The organism is Micromonospora sp. WMMC273 (genome assembly GCF_027460285.1).
Taxonomy (GTDB): domain Bacteria; phylum Actinomycetota; class Actinomycetes; order Mycobacteriales; family Micromonosporaceae; genus Micromonospora; species Micromonospora aurantiaca.
This window is the reverse complement of the sequence record NZ_JAPZBE010000001.1, coordinates 2,514,480-2,533,689: the sequence shown is the minus strand read 5'-3', so window position 1 is coordinate 2,533,689 and position 19,210 is coordinate 2,514,480. Positions and strand designations below refer to the sequence as shown.

General features: G+C 73.6%; 28 protein-coding genes. 17 read left to right on the top strand and 11 right to left on the bottom strand.

The window, feature by feature from the left end; translation table 11 throughout:
• The first annotated feature begins 12 nt into the window (after window positions 1–12).
• Window positions 13–534: an AAA family ATPase gene (locus O7611_RS11775; RefSeq protein WP_194801745.1), complete on the top strand. Its 522-nt coding sequence runs from the start codon at window positions 13–15 to the stop codon at window positions 532–534.
• Window positions 535–635: 101 nt separating this feature from the next.
• Here O7611_RS11775 and O7611_RS11770 read toward each other — a convergent pair whose 3' ends face one another.
• Complete coding sequence (locus O7611_RS11770; RefSeq protein ID WP_370584971.1) at window positions 636–1,058, bottom strand: class I SAM-dependent methyltransferase; 423 nt, start codon at window positions 1,056–1,058, stop codon at window positions 636–638.
• Window positions 1,059–1,109: 51 nt separating this feature from the next.
• Between O7611_RS11770 and O7611_RS11765 the strand changes: the two genes are divergently transcribed.
• Entirely contained in the window at window positions 1,110–1,877 is a 768-nt protein-coding gene (locus O7611_RS11765) for a class I SAM-dependent methyltransferase (protein WP_269696824.1), read from the top strand.
• On the opposite strand, the gene O7611_RS11760 is transcribed toward O7611_RS11765, so the two are convergent.
• Window positions 1,878–2,804 (bottom strand): LysR family transcriptional regulator, encoded by a 927-nt coding sequence (locus O7611_RS11760; protein WP_269696823.1) that lies wholly within the window; start codon window positions 2,802–2,804, stop codon window positions 1,878–1,880.
• Window positions 2,805–2,916: 112 nt separating this feature from the next.
• On the opposite strand from O7611_RS11760, the gene O7611_RS11755 reads away from it, so the two are divergent.
• Window positions 2,917–4,155, top strand: a complete 1,239-nt coding sequence (locus O7611_RS11755) for an MFS transporter (protein WP_194801748.1) — start codon at window positions 2,917–2,919, stop codon at window positions 4,153–4,155.
• 17 nt (window positions 4,156–4,172) lie between these two features.
• Here the strand turns inward: O7611_RS11755 and O7611_RS11750 are convergent, their stop codons facing one another.
• The 3 genes from O7611_RS11750 to O7611_RS11740 all read right to left on the bottom strand — a co-directional run bounded on the left by O7611_RS11750 (window position 4,173) and on the right by O7611_RS11740 (window position 6,477).
• The gene (locus O7611_RS11750) at window positions 4,173–4,817 is read right to left on the bottom strand and encodes an alpha/beta fold hydrolase (RefSeq protein ID WP_194801749.1); all 645 of its coding nucleotides are present in this window, start codon (window positions 4,815–4,817) and stop codon (window positions 4,173–4,175) included.
• Window positions 4,818–4,856: 39 nt separating this feature from the next.
• Complete coding sequence (locus O7611_RS11745) at window positions 4,857–5,831, bottom strand: DUF1152 domain-containing protein (protein ID WP_194801750.1); 975 nt, start codon at window positions 5,829–5,831, stop codon at window positions 4,857–4,859.
• Between the two features lie 64 nt (window positions 5,832–5,895).
• Entirely contained in the window at window positions 5,896–6,477 is a 582-nt protein-coding gene (locus O7611_RS11740; protein WP_228532399.1) for a carboxymuconolactone decarboxylase family protein, read from the bottom strand.
• 62 nt (window positions 6,478–6,539) lie between these two features.
• On the opposite strand from O7611_RS11740, the gene O7611_RS11735 reads away from it, so the two are divergent.
• Entirely contained in the window at window positions 6,540–7,196 is a 657-nt protein-coding gene (locus tag O7611_RS11735) for an HAD family hydrolase (RefSeq protein WP_194801752.1), read from the top strand.
• Here the strand turns inward: O7611_RS11735 and O7611_RS11730 are convergent.
• Window positions 7,193–7,858, bottom strand: coding sequence for an NAD(P)-dependent oxidoreductase (locus O7611_RS11730; RefSeq protein WP_269696822.1), 666 nt, complete (start codon window positions 7,856–7,858; stop codon window positions 7,193–7,195). The two genes, O7611_RS11735 and O7611_RS11730, sit on opposite strands and share 4 nt — an antisense overlap.
• 61 nt (window positions 7,859–7,919) lie before the next feature.
• On the opposite strand from O7611_RS11730, the gene O7611_RS11725 reads away from it, so the two are divergent.
• The 4 genes from O7611_RS11725 (at window position 7,920) to O7611_RS11710 (ending at window position 9,813) form a co-directional block, all read left to right on the top strand.
• Window positions 7,920–8,288, top strand: a complete 369-nt coding sequence (locus tag O7611_RS11725) for a winged helix-turn-helix transcriptional regulator (RefSeq protein WP_269696821.1) — start codon at window positions 7,920–7,922, stop codon at window positions 8,286–8,288.
• Between the two features lie 142 nt (window positions 8,289–8,430).
• A complete protein-coding gene (locus O7611_RS11720; protein ID WP_194801754.1) occupies window positions 8,431–8,841 on the top strand; it encodes a diguanylate cyclase in 411 nt (136 codons plus the stop codon).
• A gap of 29 nt (window positions 8,842–8,870) precedes the next feature.
• A complete protein-coding gene (locus O7611_RS11715; protein WP_269696820.1) occupies window positions 8,871–9,476 on the top strand; it encodes a YdeI/OmpD-associated family protein in 606 nt (201 codons plus the stop codon).
• A 112-nt stretch (window positions 9,477–9,588) separates the two neighbouring features.
• Window positions 9,589–9,813 carry a hypothetical protein gene (locus tag O7611_RS11710; protein WP_194801756.1) on the top strand — a complete coding sequence of 75 codons (225 nt, stop codon included), beginning with the start codon at window positions 9,589–9,591 and terminating at the stop codon, window positions 9,811–9,813.
• A 14-nt stretch (window positions 9,814–9,827) separates the two neighbouring features.
• Here the strand turns inward: O7611_RS11710 and O7611_RS11705 are convergent, their stop codons facing one another.
• Window positions 9,828–10,292, bottom strand: a complete 465-nt coding sequence (locus tag O7611_RS11705) for a MarR family winged helix-turn-helix transcriptional regulator (protein ID WP_269696819.1) — start codon at window positions 10,290–10,292, stop codon at window positions 9,828–9,830.
• A gap of 112 nt (window positions 10,293–10,404) precedes the next feature.
• Here O7611_RS11705 and O7611_RS11700 point away from each other — a divergent pair, with 112 nt between their 5' ends.
• From O7611_RS11700 to O7611_RS11680, 5 genes are read left to right on the top strand one after another with little or no spacing between them, the layout of a single operon-like run.
• A complete protein-coding gene (locus O7611_RS11700; RefSeq protein ID WP_228532400.1) occupies window positions 10,405–11,181 on the top strand; it encodes a hypothetical protein in 777 nt (258 codons plus the stop codon).
• 19 nt (window positions 11,182–11,200) lie between these two features.
• Complete coding sequence (locus tag O7611_RS11695; RefSeq protein ID WP_269696818.1) at window positions 11,201–11,965, top strand: SAM-dependent methyltransferase; 765 nt, start codon at window positions 11,201–11,203, stop codon at window positions 11,963–11,965.
• Window positions 11,966–12,018: 53 nt separating this feature from the next.
• Window positions 12,019–12,507: a YcxB family protein gene (locus tag O7611_RS11690; RefSeq protein ID WP_269696817.1), complete on the top strand. Its 489-nt coding sequence runs from the start codon at window positions 12,019–12,021 to the stop codon at window positions 12,505–12,507.
• 41 nt (window positions 12,508–12,548) lie between these two features.
• Entirely contained in the window at window positions 12,549–12,869 is a 321-nt protein-coding gene (locus O7611_RS11685; RefSeq protein ID WP_194801797.1) for a PadR family transcriptional regulator, read from the top strand.
• 33 nt (window positions 12,870–12,902) lie between these two features.
• Entirely contained in the window at window positions 12,903–13,964 is a 1,062-nt protein-coding gene (locus O7611_RS11680) for a hypothetical protein (protein WP_269696816.1), read from the top strand.
• A 10-nt stretch (window positions 13,965–13,974) separates the two neighbouring features.
• On the opposite strand, the gene O7611_RS11675 is transcribed toward O7611_RS11680, so the two are convergent.
• Window positions 13,975–15,408: an alpha/beta hydrolase gene (locus tag O7611_RS11675; protein WP_442929340.1), complete on the bottom strand. Its 1,434-nt coding sequence runs from the start codon at window positions 15,406–15,408 to the stop codon at window positions 13,975–13,977.
• Window positions 15,409–15,542: 134 nt separating this feature from the next.
• Here O7611_RS11675 and O7611_RS11670 point away from each other — a divergent pair, with 134 nt between their 5' ends.
• From O7611_RS11670 to O7611_RS11660, 3 genes are read left to right on the top strand one after another with little or no spacing between them, the layout of a single operon-like run.
• Complete coding sequence (locus tag O7611_RS11670; RefSeq protein WP_194801761.1) at window positions 15,543–15,737, top strand: helix-hairpin-helix domain-containing protein; 195 nt, start codon at window positions 15,543–15,545, stop codon at window positions 15,735–15,737.
• Between the two features lie 4 nt (window positions 15,738–15,741).
• A complete protein-coding gene (locus tag O7611_RS11665; protein WP_269696814.1) occupies window positions 15,742–16,131 on the top strand; it encodes a VOC family protein in 390 nt (129 codons plus the stop codon).
• Entirely contained in the window at window positions 16,128–16,730 is a 603-nt protein-coding gene (locus O7611_RS11660; protein WP_269696813.1) for a hypothetical protein, read from the top strand. Before O7611_RS11665 ends, O7611_RS11660 begins: the two co-directional genes overlap by 4 nt.
• Window positions 16,731–16,752: 22 nt before the next feature.
• On the opposite strand, the gene O7611_RS11655 is transcribed toward O7611_RS11660, so the two are convergent.
• Together O7611_RS11655 and O7611_RS11650 are read right to left on the bottom strand one after the other, a co-directional pair.
• Window positions 16,753–17,484: an alpha/beta hydrolase gene (locus O7611_RS11655; protein WP_194801764.1), complete on the bottom strand. Its 732-nt coding sequence runs from the start codon at window positions 17,482–17,484 to the stop codon at window positions 16,753–16,755.
• A gap of 196 nt (window positions 17,485–17,680) precedes the next feature.
• The gene (locus tag O7611_RS11650) at window positions 17,681–18,217 is read right to left on the bottom strand and encodes a TetR/AcrR family transcriptional regulator (RefSeq protein WP_228532401.1); all 537 of its coding nucleotides are present in this window, start codon (window positions 18,215–18,217) and stop codon (window positions 17,681–17,683) included.
• A 67-nt stretch (window positions 18,218–18,284) separates the two neighbouring features.
• On the opposite strand from O7611_RS11650, the gene O7611_RS11645 reads away from it, so the two are divergent.
• The gene (locus tag O7611_RS11645; RefSeq protein WP_194801766.1) at window positions 18,285–18,689 is read left to right on the top strand and encodes a nuclear transport factor 2 family protein; all 405 of its coding nucleotides are present in this window, start codon (window positions 18,285–18,287) and stop codon (window positions 18,687–18,689) included.
• A gap of 27 nt (window positions 18,690–18,716) precedes the next feature.
• Here O7611_RS11645 and O7611_RS11640 read toward each other — a convergent pair whose 3' ends face one another.
• Window positions 18,717–19,178, bottom strand: coding sequence for a hypothetical protein (locus tag O7611_RS11640; protein ID WP_269696812.1), 462 nt, complete (start codon window positions 19,176–19,178; stop codon window positions 18,717–18,719).
• Between the last annotated feature and the right edge of the window lie 32 nt (window positions 19,179–19,210).

The window sequence follows — 19,210 nt, the reverse complement described above, 5'->3', positions numbered from 1 at the left end:
CATCATGATCGCGTGATCGTCTGGATCAACGGCGCGTTCGGTGTCGGCAAGACGACCACCGCGCGGCTGCTCACGGAGTCGCTTCCGGACGCGCGGCTGTTCGACCCCGAGTTCCTCGGCTCGATGCTCACCGCGTTCGTCACCCCGCCGACCGGCGACTTCCAGGACCTGCCCCTGTGGCGTCACCTCGTCGTGCAGACGGTCACCGGGCTGGACCGGCACCACCCGGGCGTCTGGATCGTGCCGATGAGCCTGCTCGACCCGGCGTACCGGGCGGAGATCCTCGGCGGCATCCGCGCCTGCGGCATCGACGTCCGCGAGGTCGTGCTCACGCTCCCCGAGGACCGGCTGCGGGCCCGCATCGACGCCGACCAGATCGAGGCAGGCGCGCGCGGCTGGCGGCACGACCATGTCGCCCGGGCGCTGGCCACTTTCGCGTCGGTGACCGACACCCACCTGATCGACGCCACCGTGCCGCCCGAGCAGGTGGCCGACGCCGTCGCCGCGCACGTGACCGGGGATCCGGAAGCGTAGGGCGAGGGCCTGATCTCACCGGTGGGCGAAGACGAAGCCGCCTTCGACGTCCGGGGCGGGGTGATGCGTCATCTCGGCCTCGACGGTGAAGCCGGCGTCGGTCAGCCAGGCCGCGACCCGCTTCGGTGGACGGCGGGCATCTCACCGTCCGGGACGTGGATGAGGGAGAACCAGGCGAGCAACCCGGTCAGGCACTCGTCGGTGAGGTCGAGACGGGTCATCGAACCCACCTCGAAACGGAGGTCCGGGTGGTCGCGCCGCGCCAGGTCGATCATCGCCGGTGACAGGTCGATGCCGAACGCGCTCAAGCCCAGATCGTGGAGATGCCGGGTGATCCGGCCCGGTCCGCAGCCGACGTCCGCGACCGGCCCGCTCCCCCGCGCCCGGACCAGCTCGGCGAAGAGCGCAAGGATGCCGCGCTGGAACGGCTCGTTCGCCAGGGCGTCGCGCAGCAGGTCGGCATAGCTGGACGCCACCGTGTCGTAGGAGGTGCGGGTGTCGTCCAGCCAGCCGGGTTCGCTCACGCCGCGCACGATAGCCGCGAACGAAGGACCGATCGTGGGAGGATGGCCGGCATGCCGGATCGCGCGTTGAGCTTCGGGGCGGCAGCGCAGGCGTACGAACGGTTCCGGCCCGGCTACCCCGAGGAGCTGGCCGACCTGGTGCTGTCGTACGCGGACCGGCCGGTCCGGACCGCACTGGAGATCGGCGCCGGGACCGGCAAGGCGACCCGCCTGTTCGCCCGGCGCGGCATCGCGGTCACCGCCACCGACCCGGATTCCGCGATGCTCGCCGAACTGCGCCGGCACGTGCCCGCGGACGTGCGGGTCCGGCAGGCCGCGTTCGAGCAGTTGCGCGCCGGCGAGCACCACGACCTGGTGTACGCGGCGGCGGCGCTGCACTGGACCGACCCGGACCGGCGGTGGGATCGGATCGCCGGGCTGCTCGCGCCCGGTGGTGTGTTCGCGTCGTTCGGCGGGCCGCTGCGGCTGGCCGACCCGGCGCTGCGCGACGCGGTGGCTGCGGCCCGGTCCGAGTTCCTCGCCGACGACGAGATCCCGTCGCCGGACGGGACGCCGCCGGAGGCCGGCATGCAGTGGCCCGGCACGGAGCTGCGCGCGTCCGAGTGGTTCACCGACGTACGCCAGTCGGAGATCGAGCGGCGGATCACGATGACCGCCGACGACTACCTCGGTCTCCTGTCGACCGTCTCGGCCTATCTCGAACTGCCGCCGCACGTACGCGAGCAGGTGTTCCCCCGCGTCCGGGACGTGCTGCCCGGCACGGTCGAGGTCACCTCGGACGTCACGGTCCACCTGGCTCGGCGGACGTCGCAGCCCTGATCACCCGGGCCAGGCGGGCAGCCAGACCGGCCCGGGCAGCGGCGGCAGGCCCGCGAAGTGGCGGATCACCGGCCGCAGCCCCGGGTGCGGGCCGGTCCGGGGCAGCATGAGGTTGATCGGGTACGCGAGCACCGGATCCGTGATCGGGATGCGGCGCAGGTCGTGGCCGGTGGACCAGACGTAGCGGTCCCGGGCGCCGACGAGCGTCGCCACGTCCGCGGAGTCCGCGAGCTCGTCGAGGAGCACCTCGGTGCCGAAGTTCGGCCCGGTCGCGTCCACCCACAGGTCGAAGGCGTCGGCGAGTTGCTCGTAGAACTCGCCCCACTCGCTTCCGGGCACGATGCCCGGCACCCGCAGCCGGTGTCCGCGCAGCTCGGGCGGCGTGAGCGTGGGCGCGGACGCGAGCGGGTGCCGGGGACCGGCGAGCAGTTGCAGCGGCGAGTCGAAGGCGCGGACCATCCGTACCTCGGGCGGCAGCGCAGCCGGGTCGGTGACGGTGCGGAACGCGGCGTCGACGTCGCCGGCCCGGACCGCGGCGGCGACCTGCCGGGGGTCGTCGACCCGCAGCGTCACCACGTCGAGGTCGACGCCCGGGTGGGCGCGCCAGTAGTCGTGCAGCAGGACGGCCTGCGCGCTGCGCAGGCCGAGCACGTCGATGCGCGGCGCCCGCGCGCCGGGCCGGACCGCGGCGACCGCGCGGTCCGCGCCGGCGACGACGCCCCGGGCGTGCGGAAGGAACGCCCGGCCGTCGTGTGTCAGCTCGACCCCTCGCGGTGTACGGGTGAACAGGCGCACCCCCAGCTCCCGCTCCAGCGCGGCGATCCGCTTCGACACGGCCTGCTGGGTGACGCCCAGATCGTCGGCGGTGTGCCGGAACTGCCCGAGCTCGGCCGCCCGCACGAACGACCGCACCGCCTCGCTGTCCATCGGCCCACAGTAGGCGGGTCCAGCCGATGGTTGTGGCGCGCCGGGCGGCGGTTGTTTGCCCCGGCGTCCACGTGGCCGATCTGATGCGCGGGGCATCGGTGACGGGGGCGGTGTGCGGAAGCTGGGTTCGGATTTCGGGTGGCTGTGGTCGGCGTACGCGGTGAGCACGTACGGCACCTGGCTGGCGTTCGGCGCGTTCCCGCTGATCGCGGTGCGGGTGCTGGACTCGTCGGCGTTCGCCGTGTCGCTCCTGGAGGCGGCGGGACTGGCGGTGGCGGCAGGGCTGGCGATCCCGCTCGGGCCGTGGGTGGCCTACCGGCCCAAGCTGCCGGTGATGATCGCGACGGATCTGGTCCGGTTCGCGGCGCTGGCGAGCGTGCCGGCCGCGTACGCGCTCGGGGTGTTGTCGTACGGCCAGTTGCTCGTCGTCGCGGTGGTCTGCGGGACGGCCGGCATCACGTTCACCGCCGCTTCCGGGGCGTACCTGAAGAGCCTGGCCCGGGGTGATCGGCTGCTGGCGGCGAACGGACGGTTCGAAGCGACGAGCTGGGCCGCGACGGCGGCCGGGCCGCCGCTCGGCGGTGCGCTCGTCGGGCTGCTCGGCCCGGTCGTCACCATCACCGCCGACGCGGTGAGCCACCTGCTGTCGGCGCTCGCGGTCCGGCGGATCCGGGCCGCCGACACGGCCGCGCCCCGCGACCCGTCGGGTGCCTCACGCGTCGCCGACCTGGGCGCCGGCTGGCGGTTCGTGCGCCGCGACCCGGTGCTGTGGCGGCTGTTCCTCAACTCGGTGCTGGTCGGCGGCCTGATCATGGCGACCGCGCCGCTGCTCGCCGTGCTCCTGCTGGGTGAGTACCGGGTGGCGGCGTGGCAGTACGGGCTGGTCTTCGGTGTCTCCGCGCTCGGCGGCGTGCTCGGTGCACGGCTGAGCCCTCGTCTGGTGCGGCGGTACGGGCGGCAGCGCGTCATGACGGCGTCCGGCTGGCTGCGGTCGATCGTCCCGCTCGGTCTCGCGTTCACCCATCCGGGGATCATCGGGCTGCTGACCGTGATCGCCGTCGAGTCGGTGCTCATCACGTGCATGGGCGTGTTCAACCCGATCTACGCGACCGAGCGCCTGCGCCGCACCCCGCAGGCGCACACCGCGCAGGTCCTGACCGCGTGGAGCGTCACCGGCCGGCTCACCCGGGCCGCGCTGACGGCCGGGTGGGGCGTCCTCGCCACCGTCGTCGGCCCGCTCGCCGCGATCACCGTGTCCGGGGTGCTGCTGCTCGCCACGCCGCTGCTGCTGCCGACGCGCCGGCACACGCGCGAGCCGGAGCCCGCGCGCCCGGCCGCCGCCGTCTCCTGAAGCCGGCGCCCGGACGGTCAGGACGCCAGGTAGGCGGTCAGCCGCTCGGCGAGCGGGCCCGGACGGCTGAGCGCCACCGCGTGGCCGCCGTCGATCTCGTCCGGCACCACGCCCAGCCGGTCGGCGGCCACCCGGCGCTGGAAGTCGGCGGGGAAGAACCGGTCGTCGCGGCCGATGAGCACCCTCGTCGGCACGGCCGGCCAGGTGGGCAGTGGCCACGGCTCGTCCCACTCCGCGCTGACCTGCTCCCGGCCGTGCGCGGGCGCCTCGGCGACGATCCCGGCCGGCACGCCGTTGTAGAACTGCTGCTCCTCGCTGAGCCCTTCCGGCTCGCGGTAGCCGGTGTCGCCCCACCAGTCCCCCGGCTTCTCGCCCGGTCGCGGGATCATCGGCGTGAGCAGGACCAGCAGGCGCACCGGCAGCCGGTCGACGACCAGCGGTGCGGTGAACGCGCCGTACGAGTGCCCGACCACCACGAGGTCGTCGCGGTCGCCGACCGCGTCGATCACCGCCTGGCCGAACTCGGCGAACCCCGCCGACCGGTCACCGATCGGCAGCTCCGGCACCACCGCGTCGTGACCCCGGGCGGCCAGCTCGGGAACCAGCAGATGCCAGTCCCACGCGCTGCCCCCGCCACCGTGGATGAGCACGAACGTCGTCATGCCCGGACCCTCCCACACCGGTGCGACATGCCGTGGCCGTCAGTGCGGGTACGCCCGGGGCACCCGGGCGGCCCGCAGCTCGTCGCGGAACGCCTCGATGCGGGTGATGACCTGACGCCGCCCGATCGTGTTCTCGATCCGGTCGAGGTAGAGGCAGCGGGCGGCGAGCCGGGGCAGGTCGACGGAGAAGTAGATCGCCATGAGGGGGTTGACGAACAGGTCGCCGTGGCCGGTGCGCCGGCTGAAGCGTACGTCTCCGAACGCGCCGCCGATGGCGGCGGCGATCTGCCCCTGGACGATGCTCGGCCGGTGCGGGGTGGCGGCCTGGGCCTGCGCGACCGCCTCGCGGTAGAGCACCGCCTCACGGCTGGAGCCGGGAATGGACAGCGCGCCGAGGTAGCCGCCCTCCCGGTCCAGCGCGGCCAGGTTCTCCAGCACCTCGACGTGGTTGACGCCGTCGTGCGCGTCGATGCCGAAACCCAGGCTGCTCACCAACCGGACCGGCACGTCCAGCCCGGCCACGGCGGCCAGGCTGGTGATGTCCTCCACCGGGGTGCCCAGGCCGCTCTCGTCGCCGCGCAGCAGGATGTCGGTGCCGCCGTCGACGAGCACGATCGCGTCGAGGTCGAGCCGGTCGACCAGGTACCGGTACGCCTCCCGCAGCGGCTGCACGCCCAGCGGCGGGAAGGCGTACACGGTCGACGGCAGGTCCCGGCCCGCGAGCCAGCGGGCCAGGTGCGCCTCCGGGAAGTACCAGTCCGGGCTGAGGGTGTCCGGCCGGATCGCCGCGACGTGCTCGTCCACCCACACCTGCCGGTCGAGCAGTTCCAGCTCCGAGAAGGAGAGGCTGGCCAGGTGCACCCGCTTGCCGGCCTGCCACAGCGCGAGCGCCAGCGGCAGGCCGGCGTAGACGTCGAAGCCGCCACCGGCGCCGGCGATCAGGACGTCGCGTGCCGGGGCCAGGGCGGCGAACAACGGCGGAACGGCCAAGGTGTACGCGGCGGTGTCTGTCACCGGATGATGATCTCCGCTCGCGTGGCGGCCCGCTGTCCCGTGGCCGCGGGGCAGGCCCGCTCGCTCAGACCGGCCGGCCGAACGTCACCGCCTCCCGGACGAGCCGTGGCGCCTTCTCCGCCAGTTGCGCGTCCGGCCGAGCGCCGAGCGCGTCGTTCACCGTGGAGAAGGCCAGCCGGAACGCGATCAGCGTGGTCGCCTCGAAGATCTCCCGGTCGCTCAGGCCGGCGTCGCGCAGGCGTCGCGTGTCGGCCTCGGTGGTGGCGTTCGGATCCGTCACGACCCGGCGGGACCAGTCCGCGAGCGCGGTCTCCCGCTCCGAAAGATCCGCCTCGTCGCCGCGCAGCACCGCGGCGGCCGTCTCCTCGTCGCTCATCCCGGCCAGCCGGGCGCCCCAGGCCAGCGAGCAGTACGAGTCGCCCCGGGCGGCGGCCGTGGCGGCGACCAGCACCGCCACCTCACGGGAGGACAGCGTGGACTCGGACAGCAGCTCGGTGCGGGTGTTCTGGAACGACATCAGCACGTCGGGCCGCCAGCACCAGACGCGGGTGAGGTTGTTGACGTAGCCGTCGGACGCGAGGTCGTCCTCGTACGCGGCTTTCGCCGCCGGGCTCTGCGGCGGTTCGGGGAGGAAGGCGGGATTCATGCGGGCAGTCTGCGCCACCCGGGCGGCCCCCACTGGCCGATCAACGACAGTACGATCCGCTGATGATCCGGGCGGTCTTCTTCGACGTGGGCGGGACGATCCTCGACGAGACGCGCGAGTTCGCGACCTGGGCGGACTGGCTCGGCGTACCGAGGCACACGTTCTCCGCGGTCTTCGGCGCGGTGATCGCCAGAGGCCTGGACTACCAGGAGGTGTTCCGGGCGTTCCGGCCGGACTTCGACCTCACCGCCGAACTCGCGCGCCGGGTCGCCGCCGGTGACCCGGAGTCGTTCGGTGAGGAGGATCTGTACCCGGACGCACGGGCCTGCCTGGCCGCCCTGCGGGAGCAGGGATTGCGCGTCGGCCTGGCCGGCAACCAGCCGGAGCACGCCGAGGCGACGCTGCGGGCGCTCGACCTGTCGGTGGACGTGATCGGCACGTCGGCGGCCTGGGGCGTGGCGAAGCCGGCGCCGGAGTTCTTCGCCCGGGTGGTTCGCGAGGGCGGCGGCGACGCGTCGGCGCTCCTTTACGTCGGTGACCGGCCGGACAACGACGCCGCCCCGGCGATGGCCGCCGGCATGACGGCGTGCCTGATCCGGCGCGGACCGTGGGGCCACATCCTCGACATGCCGGACGTCGCCGACCGGTGCCTGTTCCGCATCGACTCGCTGGACGAGCTGCCGGCCCTGGTCGCGCGGCACAACGCGGCGGGCGGCTAGCTCGGCAGGTCCCCGAAGACCGAGACCCGGGTGCGGTGGTGGCGCGGTGACTCGATCTCGTCGACCACCGCGACCGCCAGATCGGCGTACGACAGGTACGCGAGCGCCGGGGCCTGCTCGCCGCCGAGACGGTACCGGCCGGTGCGGGGACCGTCCACGTCGAGCGCGGCCGGCGGGGTGAGCACCAGCCAGTCGACTGTGGTGTCCGCGCCGCGGAGCCGGTCCAGGCCGGCGGCGTGGCTGAGCGCGAACGGCCGCAACTCGGCGGGCAGGACGGCCGGGTCGTCGTGGAGGGGCCGGCCGTGCGCGTCGGTGAGCGTGGCGAACAGGCCGATCGCCACGAGCCGCGGCACGCCGGCGCGGGCCAGGCCGTGCAGCAGCGCGTCTGCGGCCCGGACGAAGAACTCCGGATCGAGGCCGGCGGCGGCGAGCGCCTCCGGCCCGGACGCCGGGCTGACCGCGTGGACGACGGCGTCGTGCCCGTACCCGATCGAGGTGACGGCCTCCGGGTCGGTGACGTCGCCGCGTACCGCGGCGGTGAGGTCGGGATGGCGGGCGGGGTCGCGGACGACGGCTGTGACGCGGTGGCCGCGGCGGTGGGCCTCGGCGGTGACGGCGCGGCCGGCGCGGCCACCCGCCCCGAGGACGGCGATGCTGGTCATGGCGCGACGCTAGAGCGCCGGGTGCCGGTTACCGCAACGGTACCGGGGTTACGCTCGGGCGGTGACGCCGCTCGATCCGGACATGTTCGATCCCGCCTGTCCGTCGCGGATGATGCCGTTGCAGATCGGCGACAAGTGGACCGCGATGGTGGTGCTGTGCCTGGAGCACGGGCCGCGCCGGTTCACCGAGCTGCGGGTGCCGCTGCGCACGATCACGCCGAAGGTGCTGGCCGAGACGTTGCGGGCGATGGAACGCGACGGGCTGGTCACGCGGAGCGCCTACGACGAGAACCCACCGCGCGTGGAGTACGCGCTGACGCCGCTGGGCCGCAGCCTGCTGACGCTGGTCGCGGCGGCCCGATCGTGGAGCGAGCGGCACCTGGACGAGGTGCTGGCGGCCCGGAGGTCGCACGACTCACGGATGCCGTGACCACACCTGTCGGCACCGGGCGTTGTGCCGGGCCGACCGGTCGCCCTAACCTCGCTCTGGTAGGCATCGACGGCGATCGGGGGACGCCATCAGCGGCAACGACACCGGGCGCGGCGGCCTGCGCAGGTTCGCCGCGAACGTGATGACGAACGTCCTCGCGAACCTCATCGCGGCGGCGATCATCTACGTGCTCGCCGCGGCCGCCGGGCTGCTCCCGCGCGACCCCGCGCTGATCGTCGCGGCGCTGATCCTCGTCAGCCTCGCCGCGGCCGTCGTGCTGACGTTCCTCATCACCACGAACGCCTTCGCCGACAAGGGGGACGTCCTCGCCGGGTGGACGGCGATCGCCCTCGGCACGCCGATCCTCACCTCGGCCGTGGGGTACGCGTTCCGTGAGGGCCGTCCGGCGACGGGGATCGGAGGCGGTCTGATGGGCGCGGGGCTCGCCGGCGCAGGCGTGGCGATGCTGGTGGCCGGACGGCGGATACGGCGGGCGGCCGACGCGTCGCCCGACGGGGATCAGCGGGCGGCTGAGCCGGGCGTCCGGCAGTAGCGTCGTACCCCCGGCATAGCCTGCTTGTCATGGGAACCGCTGAGCTGGACGAGCTGATCGTGCCCGACGCGGACGCGCTGCGCGCGTGGTTGTCCGCCCATCACGACACGTCTCCCGGCGTCTGGCTCGCCCTGACCCGCAAGGGCGGCACCGTCACCACGCTGACCTGGCAGCAGGCGGTCGACGAGGCGTTGTGCTTCGGCTGGATCGACGGGCAGGCCCGCAAGCGCGACCACGAGAGCTCCTGGATCCGGTTCACCCCGCGCCGGGCCCGTAGTTCGTGGTCGCAGCGCAACGTCGGGCACGTGGCCCGGCTGGAGGAACAGGGGCGGATGACGCCGGCGGGCCGGGCCGCGGTGGAGGCCGCGAAGGCGGACGGCCGGTGGGCGGCGGCCTACGCGCCGCCGTCGGAGGCCGAGGTGCCGGCCGACCTGCTCGCCGCCATCGCGGCCGAGCCCGCCGCCCAGGCCATGTTCGATGTCCTGACCAGCGCCAACCGGTTCGCGCTCATCCACCGGCTCAACGCGGTCAAACGCGCGGAGACCCGGACGCGCAAGGTCGGCGAGTTCGTCGCCATGCTGGCCCGCCACGACACGTTCCACCCGCAGAAGGCGAAGCCACCGACCGCTCCGTGACGTGCCGCGCCCGTACGGCCGATTCCGGCAGCCGCGACGACCCCGCGCCCGGCGACCGGCGGGGTGAGCCGGGCGTACGCTCGAACGAGCCGACGGCAGGAGGTCGCCCGCGATGATCCCGGTGCTGATCCTGTTCGGGCTTCTCCTCGGGCGCTGGTGGCGGTCGTCGCTCGTCACCGCCGCGCTGGGCTGGCCGGTCCTCCTGGTCGCGACCGGCGTGATGGACGTCGGCGCCGGGCTGCTCGGCGCGGCCGGGCTGGCCGTCGCGAACACCGGTGCCGGCGTGCTGCTCCACCACGGAGCCCGCCTGGCGATCCGGAGCCTTCGGGCGTCCTGAGTCGGGCCCGTGCGCTACCCGGTGCCGCCGGTGTTCCGGATCATCCGCCGGAGCACCTTGAGGGTGGTGACGTAGTCGGCGTCGTCGACGCCGTCGTGGATGCGGGCCCGGATCCCCGGCGCGTGCTGCTTGAGGCGGAGCCGGGCGGCCTCCCCCGCCTCGGTGATCCGCAGCCGGCCGTCCGCGTCGCGGGTCAGCCAGCCGCGTTCGCGCAGCACCTCCGCCTCGGCGTCCAGGTCGTCCTCGGCCCGCAGGTACGAGCGCATCGCGTGCCGCAGCTCGGGCACGGTCAGTCCGCCGCCACCGGGCAGGAGGTCGTTCGGGGACAGGTTGCGCAGGAGCCAGAACTGGGGCTGGGTGAAGCCGTGCGCGGCCTGCTGGGCCCGGGTGAAGGCGATGAGCGACTCGTACGCGACGCCCGTCCAGTAGGCGGCCGGCTGGCCCGCGAGTTCGGCGTCGGACAGGTGCGGTGTCGTCATGGTGCGCTACCTCCGGCGGTGATCGGGTGAGCACGACGCTAGGACCTCAACCGGGCTTCAGATCAAGCCGCGCGGGACATCGCGTTCCGGCCGGCCCCGGCATGATGAGCCGATGCGGGTAACGATGGCGACCGACGCGGGGCATCCCGGCCGGGCCAATGAGGACTTCGCCGGCGCCGTACCGTGCGGCATGGTGCTGGTCGACGGTGCCGGCGGCATCGCCGGGGCGGGCGAGGTCTGCCACCACGGCATCGCCTGGTACGCGACCCGGCTCGGCGGCGCGTTGCTCGGCGCGCTGGCGCAGGGGCGGAGCCTGCGCGACGTGCTGGCCGAGGGCATCGAGCGGGTCACCGACGCGCACCGCGACACGTGCGACGTCGCCCATCCGATCAGCCCGTTCGCGGCGGTCGCGATGCTGCGGTTCTCCGGCGACATCGTCGAGCACCTGGTCCTCGGCGACGCGGTCGCGGTCGTCGGCCGGGCGGCGGGGGATCCCGTCGTCGCCCACGATCCGCGGGAGGTGGTGATCGCCCGGTCCTTCGAGGAGCGGCTGAAGGACGTGCCGGAGGGCGGCGACGAGTACCGGCGGCTGCTGCTGGATCTGCGATCCCGCCGTAACAGTCCCGGCGGCTTCTGGGTCGCCAAGGACGACCCGACGGTGGTGGCCGAGGCGGTCACCGGCGAGTGCCCGGCCGGCGAGGCGGGCACGGCGGCGCTGCTCAGCAACGGTGCGAGCCGGCTCGTGGACACGTTCGGGCTCTCCGACTGGGCCGGGCTGCTGCGCCTGCTGGAGACCGACGGCCCCGCGGACGTCATCCGCCGGGTCCGCGAGGCGGAGGCACGCGGGGGCGTCGCCACCGACGACGCGACGATCGTCTGCCGCACCTGACCGGCACGACAATCCGGTCGTGCTCGTGTTGACTGCGACGATGGACCGTCGACGGCTCAGCAGCATCGCGCACTCGCACCACCCGATCGCGGCCCCGCTCTCCGGTGTCAACGTCAACCGGCTGCTGCGCCGGGCCGGTCGCCGGCCTGCGGCCCGGATCCTCGACCTGGGCTGCGGTGAGGCGGCGTGGGCGTTGCAGGCCCTCGCGCACTACCCGGACGGGCACGCCGACGGCGTGGACCTCAACCCGTACGCGCTGGAACGCGCCGCCGAGGCCGCCGCCGTGCGCGGCCTCGCCGAACGGCTCACGCTGCACGAGCGCGACGCCCGGTCGTACGTCCCGGACGGCGACCACGACCTTGTGCTCTGCGTCGGGTCGACGCACGCGTTCGGCGGGTTCGGTGAGACGCTGGAACTGGCCGGCCGGCACGTGAACGCCGACGGCATCCTCATGGTGGGCGAAGGCTTCTGGCAGGTGCCGCCGACGCCGGAGGCACTGGCCGCGCTGGGCGCGAAACCCGACGACCACACCGACCTCGCCGGTCTGGTCGCGGCCGCCGAGCAGGCCGGCTGGACCCCGGTGTACGCGCACGTCAGCGACACCGCCGAGTGGGACGACTACGAGTGGTCGTGGACCGGTTCGCTGACCGAGTGGGCGCTTGACAACCCGGGTCACCCGGATGCCGCCGACGCGCTCGCCGCCGCCCGGGAGCACCGGGACCAGTGGCTGCGCGGATACCGCGGCGTGCTCGGGTTCGCGACGCTGGTGCTGCGCCGGACCTGACCGGCCGCGCGGGTCCGGCTCGGCACAGGCGGGCGGGGCACTATCGTTCGGGCGTGCAGATCCGTTTCGCCGTACCGGCCGATCCCGCCTATCCGGCCCGCGTGGCCGCCGCGCTCGCCGCCGCCCGGCTGCGCCGGTTCGGCTACATCGGCGCGGCCCTCGCCGCGATCGGGGTGATCGGCTGGATCGCCTCCCAGGCGTCGGCGCGGTTCGCGTCGCTGTGGACCGCGTTGATTGTGGCCGGCGTGCTGTCGATGCTGTACGCGCCGTGGGTGCGGTGGCGGGCCCGGCGCCGCTCCGGCGGGTACGCCGTCGAGGGCGGCTACGACATCGACGACCGCAACATCATGATGCGCAGCGGTTCGGAGTCCGGCGGCATCGCCTGGGACGGCGTCACGCGGGTCACCGAGACCCCCGACTTCTGGATCGTGTACGTGGGACGCATGCCGGCCACGGTGATCCCCCGGTGGCTGATGTCCGCCGAGGACGCCGGGACGTTGCGCGCCTTCATGGCCGAGCGGCGACTGCTCGGCCACCGTTGACCATGTATTGATCGGCTGTATATGTTGCCTCGGTGAATGAGATGCGCGAGGCGACCTTCCTGATCCTGACCGCGCTGGCCGACGAGCCGCGCCACGGCTACGGGATCATCCAGGAGGTCACCGGCCTGTCCGGCGGTCGCGTCAACCTGCTGCCGGGCACCCTCTACGCCGCCCTGGACCGCCTCGTCGCGCAGGGCCTCGCCGAACTCAGTCACGAAGAGGTCGTCGACGGCCGGCTGCGCCGCTACTACCGGCTGCGCGCCGACGGCCGGGCCGAGCTGGCACGCCAGACCGAGCGGCTGCGACAGCTCGCGTCCGCCGCCGAGTCCCGGCTGCGCGCCCTACGGCCCCGCACCGCCTGACCCCCACCGTCGCGGCTCCCGAGGGAGAAACCCATGCATCGCTGGCTGCTGCTGGCCTACCCCCGCGACTACCGCCGGGCGCGCGGGGCCGAGATCCTGGAGACGGTACGGGACGTCGGCCCGGCCCATCGGCGTACCCGGATCGCGGCGAATCTCGTACGTCATGGTCTGCGTGCCCGGCTGGGGCGGCCGGCGAGCCGTACCGTGGTGGCCTGGGCGGCGGTCTTCGCGGTGGTCTGCGGTCTGTTCGCCGCGTCGTTCGGCACCTGGCTCGCGTGGCTCGGCTCCCGCCCGCTCGACCACCGGGACCTCGCCGCCGTGGTCGGGCAGCTCTACCCGGACCGGCAGGTCAGCCACATCGACCGGGACGACCCGCCCGCCGTGTTCCTCATCTACGGCCACCCGCTGAACGAGGACCTCCTGTCCGAGCTGCTCCTCGGTGACGGCGGCGAGTACGCGCTGGCCGAGCTGACCGCGTCGTTCGACCAGACGCCGGCCGGCGGCCTCACCGACCTGCGGCAGCGCCTGCACGCCGCCGGGTGGGAGCGGAGCGAGCCCGTCAGAACCGACGCGTACGGCTGCGTCCCCGGCAGTCCGCAGTGCGACCCGGCGTCCATCCCCTCCGACATCACCGTGTACGCCGGACGCGGCGACCACATCCTCGCCGCGGAGCTCAACGCCGAGGGTTCGATGAACCTCACCCTCAGCCGCGCCACCCCCGGCGCCGCGTATCCCGCCGGTCTGCTCGGCTTCGTGCTGGGCACGCTGGGCGGCTGGGTGCTGTTCGGCTGGGCGAGCCGCCGCACCGAGGGACGAAGCCCGCTGGTGCAGGGCCCGGCGAAGGTTCTGTACGGCGTCGCGATGGTGTTCTGGGCCGCGCCGACCCTGCTCGGCGCGCCGATGATGCTCACGCATCACCTGAGCGAGCCGCATCCCCGCTGGCACATGCCGTGGGAGTGGCTCGGCCAGCCCACCCTGTCGTTGCCGTTCCTGCTCGGCGCGGTCCTGCTGATCGTCGCGCTGGGGCTGGCGGCGCTGCCGCACCGGCGCCCGGCGGGCCGCACGCTCGCCGGGGCGTCGGACCCGGCGGTCTAGCGCCGCCGGGTCAGCTCGCCGGGCATCGCGTGCCGGTGGCGGGCACCGTCAGATCGACGAGGTACCTGTCCACCACGGCAGTCGTGCAGTCGTTGCGCTGGTAGGTGCCGTGGCCCCAGCCCTCGTAGGTGACCAGACGCCCGTGCCGGCCGAGTTGCCGGGCGACGTTCGCCGCCCAGGCGTGGCCGGTACGGGGATCGTGCCGGGAGTTGAGCAGCAACAGCGGCGTGCGGGTGTGCACGTTCAGCTCGTGCGGCGGATTGCGGACCGGGGACGGCCAGCCCAGGCAGGTCTGCACTGCGAGCAGACCGGCGCCGTACCGGACGTCCGGGGCGGCAGCAGCGGCGTCCCGGACCAGTCCGGCGTACTCGGCGTAGTCGCGTACCTCGGCGGGCCAGTCCGCGCAGAACGCCGCGACCGAGATCGAGAGGTTCACAGCCGGTGGCGGCGTACCGGCGTCCATGTCCCGCACGATCGCGGCGAGTTGCGGCCAGCGCGGGCCGGCGAGCATGCCGAGTGCCACGGCGGTGACGTCGAAGGCGGTACGGGGGGCGTACTCACCTCGGTCCGCGCGGGCCAGCACCCGCGCCCACACCGATCGCACGTCCCGTTCGTGGAGCACACAGTCCGCCGAGCTGTCGCACCAGGAGACGAACTCGTCGAACGCGTCCTGCAACGCGGCGGCCTGCGTCCGTACGAAGGACCGCACGTCGAGGCTGTGGTCGAACACGCCCTCCAGCACCACCGCCCGCACGCGGCCGGGGTACCGCTCGGCGTACTGCTGACCCAGCAGGGTGCCGTACGAGCTGCCGTGGAAGGACAGCCGCCGCTCCCCCAGCGCACGCCGCAACGCCTCGAGGTCACGGACGGTGCTGGGCGTGTCGGCGTGGTCGAACACCGGGCTGGTCGGGCGGCACCTGCTCCACAGCGCCCGGTTGTAGGCCACCGCGGCGTCGAAGTCGGCCTGGCCGGTCAGTGGGACGGGCGGCTTGCGCAGCGCCGGGTCCGGCGTGCAGACGGGCGCGGCGGTGCGGGCCACGGCACGCGGGTCGAAGCTGACCAGGTCGAACCGGTCCAGCAGCTCGTCGCTGAACCGGTCGCCCCTGCGGATGCGTTCCACCCCCGAGTCGCCGGGGCCGCCCGGTCCGAACACCAGCGTGCCCACCCGCTGCTCCGGCAGGCGCGCGGACCGGCGTGCCACGGCGAGGTCGAACGTCGGGCCGTTCGGCCGGGCCCAGTCCACCGGCAGTCGGAGCCGGGCGCACCGCACGCGCGGATCCGGCGGGACGTCCGGCAGGTCGTCGGCGCACTCGCCCCAGGCGAGTCGCGGCGGCGGAAGACCGGCGCGCGCCGCGCCGGGCAGTCCCGCCAGGACGGTGAGCGCGGTCAGAGCGAGGGCCACGGTACGTCGGAACACGGTGCCTCCCGGTGTCTGGATGCTCATCGATTCTTCAGCGGCGTCCCACCCGAGTCATATACGGAAACGCCCCGATATGCCCGTCGGGTATTTCCCCCATTCCGTCCCTGACGCCGAGGTACGGCAGGCGAGCCGTACCCGTGGCGGTCTAGCATCTGGCGATGGCCTCGCCCCTGGATCGCCTGCCGAAGATCGGCGCACCGGCCACGCGGGCGCTGACCGCCGCCGGCTACACCACGCTGCGCCGGCTCGCCGGGGTGCCACGCGCGGAGCTGGCGCGGCTGCACGGCATGGGGCCGAAGGCGCTGGCCGTCATCGAGGCCGCCCTCGCCGAGCACGACCTGCGGCTGAGCTGACGGGGTGACCGCTGTGCCATTCGGGCGACTCCACCACCTGATCGTCGACTGCCCGGATCCGATGGCCGAGGCACGGTTCTGGAGCGCGGTCCTCGGCGACCCGATCACGTACGCGGACGACGACTTCACCGTGGTGTCGGCGAGTACGGCGACGTCCGGGCTGGCGTTCCAGCGCGCCCCCGGCCTGACGCCGCCGACATGGCCGGATCCGGCGGTGCCGCAGCAGATGCACCTCGACGTGATGGTCGACGACCAGGACGCGGCGGGCGAGGCGGTGCTCGCGCTGGGCGCACGGCGGTTGCCGGGCGACCACGTGTACGCCGACCCGGCCGGTCACCCGTTCTGCCTGATCAGGCGCCCCACCTGGGCGTCGCCGGTGGACGGATCCGCATGACCGGCGCGCGCGGCGGCCGGCCGGCCGACCGCTGGACGAGGAACGCCTGGCGGACCCTGCACCTCGGGGTGGCGATCACCGCGGCGTGTCTGCTCTGGGCCGTCAGTGTCCCCGGCTTCGTCTTCGTCGTGATGCTCGGCGTGGTCTTCCTGCTCGCCGTGACCGGTCTGGGCTGGGCCATCCTGGTGGGCTTCTTCGTGGTCGAGCGCCGCCGCTGGTCCTGGCGGTTCCTGGTCGCCCCGGTGATCGTCGTGCTCACGGCGGCGCTGGTCGTCGCAGGAGCGCCGTTCCAGGCCCGCTGGGCGGTGAGCCGTGGTGCGTTCGACCGGGTGGTCGCCGCGCTGCCCGCGGCGAGCGCGCAGGACGCCGAGTGGTCGAAGGTGCGGGTGCCGCACCGGATCGGCGCCTACATCATCACCTCGGCCTACACGGTGCCCGGCGGAGTGGTGCTCTACGAGAGCAACGGGTACATGCTGGACGACGCCGGGTTCGCCTACCTGCCGCAGGGCCCCACCGAGGACCTCGCGAACGAGGACTTCGAAGCGCCGAGCTTCACGCATCTCGGTGGTCCCTGGTACAGCTGGACCGCGAGCTGGTAGGCGAACATCCGGCGTCCCTGCCCTACCTCAGGTGCCGGGCGAAGAACCGGTTCGCGGGTTCCCCCTCGAACCACGGCACGCCGGTGTGCCCGCCCATGTTGGCGTGCAGCGTCTTCTCCGCCGAGCCGAAGGCGTCGAACAGGTCCAGTGCCATCTGCCGGTCGTTGCCCTCGTCGTCCCACTGGAGCAGGACATGCAGCGGGATGGTGACCTGCCGGGCCTCCTCGATGATGGCGCGCGGCACGAAGCTCCCGGCGAACAGGAGCGCGGCCACGATGCGGGGTTCGACGAGCGCCAGCCGTACGCCGATCGAGATCACGCCGCCGGCGTAGCCGACCGGGCCACCGATCCCGGGCAGCGCGAGCAGGGCGTCGAGGGTGGCCCGGCACTCCGGGACCGCCTTCTCCACCAGCGGCAGGACGAGCCGGTCGACCACCTCGTCGGCGACCGGCTCACCGGCTCCAAGTGCCCGGCGCAGGTCGGCGCGGGCCTGCTCGGCGGCGGCGGACGCGGGCCGGTCGCCGCTGCCGGGAAGTTCGACTGTGGCGGCGGCGAAGCCCTGCGCGACGCAGCCCTCCGCCCGGGCCAGCAGGCGGGGATACATCCGGCGCAGTCCGCCGGGGTGGCCGAGCAGGATCAGCGGGACCGGGGCGGACGCGGACGCGGGCGTCCACAGGAGGCCGGGGATCCCGCCGAGGGTGAACTCGCGTTCGCGGACGTCGTCGGCGAGGCGTTGTTCGGAGGTGAAGCGCATGGTCGTGCCTCTCGGGAGTGCGTCGGCGCTCCCGGACGACCTATCGCCCGGCCGTGACCCCCGAGGGGAGCACCCATGTCGATACTGCGGTCACGGGTACCACCTCCCTCGTTCTCCGGCACGGCCACCGGCAAGCTAACAGCGTCCGCCGGGGCCGGCCAACCGGTTTTGTCGCGGCGTGATCCGCGCCGGACCGTCAGCCGCGCTCGAAGCCGGCGAAGACGACAGCCAGCGTCCGGGCTTGCAGATGCTCGTCCCAGCCCCCGTGCAGGGCGCCCTGGCACATGCCGGTGAGCAGCGCCATCACCTCGGGTAGCCGTACCGAGCCGGCGACGGCTCCGGCGGCCTGGGCCTGTTCCAGCAGCCTGCCCACCGCCTCCTCCAGGTGACCTACCGCGTCCGGAAGCCGGATGTCCACCCCGGATCCGGCGAGCAGCTCGACTGCGGTCTTCTTCGCGGCGGCCTGCGCCACGGTGTATCTGAAGAACCCGAAGAGGTCGTGTCGTCCCGCCTCGTCGGCGAGCTGCGCGAGCAGTCGCTTCATGAGCGCGACGAGCAGGTCCTCCTTGGTGGGGAAATGACGGAAGACCGTGCCGATGGCCACGCCCGCCCGGCGAGCCACCTGCTCGGTCGAGGTACGGGTGCCGAACTCGGCGAAGACCGCCTCGGCGGCGTCCAGGATGCGTGCCCTGTTGCGTTGCGCGTCGGCGCGCAGCGGCGGACCCTCTACCAAAATGAGCCTCCACTCACTATTCTCACGGACACAAGTCGAGTCACGACTCATTATCTCGGAGGCCGGCATGACACCACAGGAGATCTTCGAGAGCATGCGCGCCAGATGGCTGGCCGGTCTGCCCGCCTTCGACGCGGATTCGCTGGCCGACGACGTGGTGGTCGAGACGCCCTTCGCCGCGCCCGGCCAGCCGACGCGCACCGAGGGGAAGCAACCCGTTCTCGACTACACGCGGGCGGGCCGGGCGGTGTTCCCGGTGCGGTTCGACGACTGCCGCGGCGTGGTCGTGCACGAGACGGCGGATCCCGAGGTGATCGTGGTCGAGTACGAACTCGTCGGCACACACACGGTGACCGGGGTGACCGCCTCCGCGCCTTTCATCGGGGTGTTGCGGACCCGGGACGGCAAGCTGGCCCACTGGCGCGAGTACCAGCACACGCTCGCCATCGCTCAGGCCGCCGGCCAGGCATGAGGCTGGATCACGACAGGGGCGCCGCGCTCAGGAGGACGGGGTCGGCGACGGGGCGAACGGCCACGGCTGCGGGCCGAACAGCTCCGTGCACGCGGTGAGGAGCCCGCGCTGCGCCTCGGCCATGCGCGCGTCGACCGGGCCGGTGTCCGCGTTCGGGTCGTTGCGGATGAACATGTCCCCGGATTCCTTCGCCGCCACCGCCAGTCGCTCGCCGGCCTCCCGGACGCCCGGGTCGGCCGCCTTGCGGGCACGCATGGCGATCGGCGAGTTCGAGGTGAAACGGACGTCCTGCTGCTCGACCACCCGGGCCACCATGTTGCACGCACCGGCCGCGACCTTGTCCGCGGGCGCGGTCGAGCCGGCCTGCGGAGCGGCGGAGGACGCCGCAGCGGACGACGACGGGGTGGCCGACGTCGACGGTGCGGGCTCCGCGGGCGCGCACGCGGAGACGACGAACAGCAGGGAGAGTGCGGCGAGTTCACGTTTCACCGCACGAGGCTAGCGATCATGGTGGGCGTGGC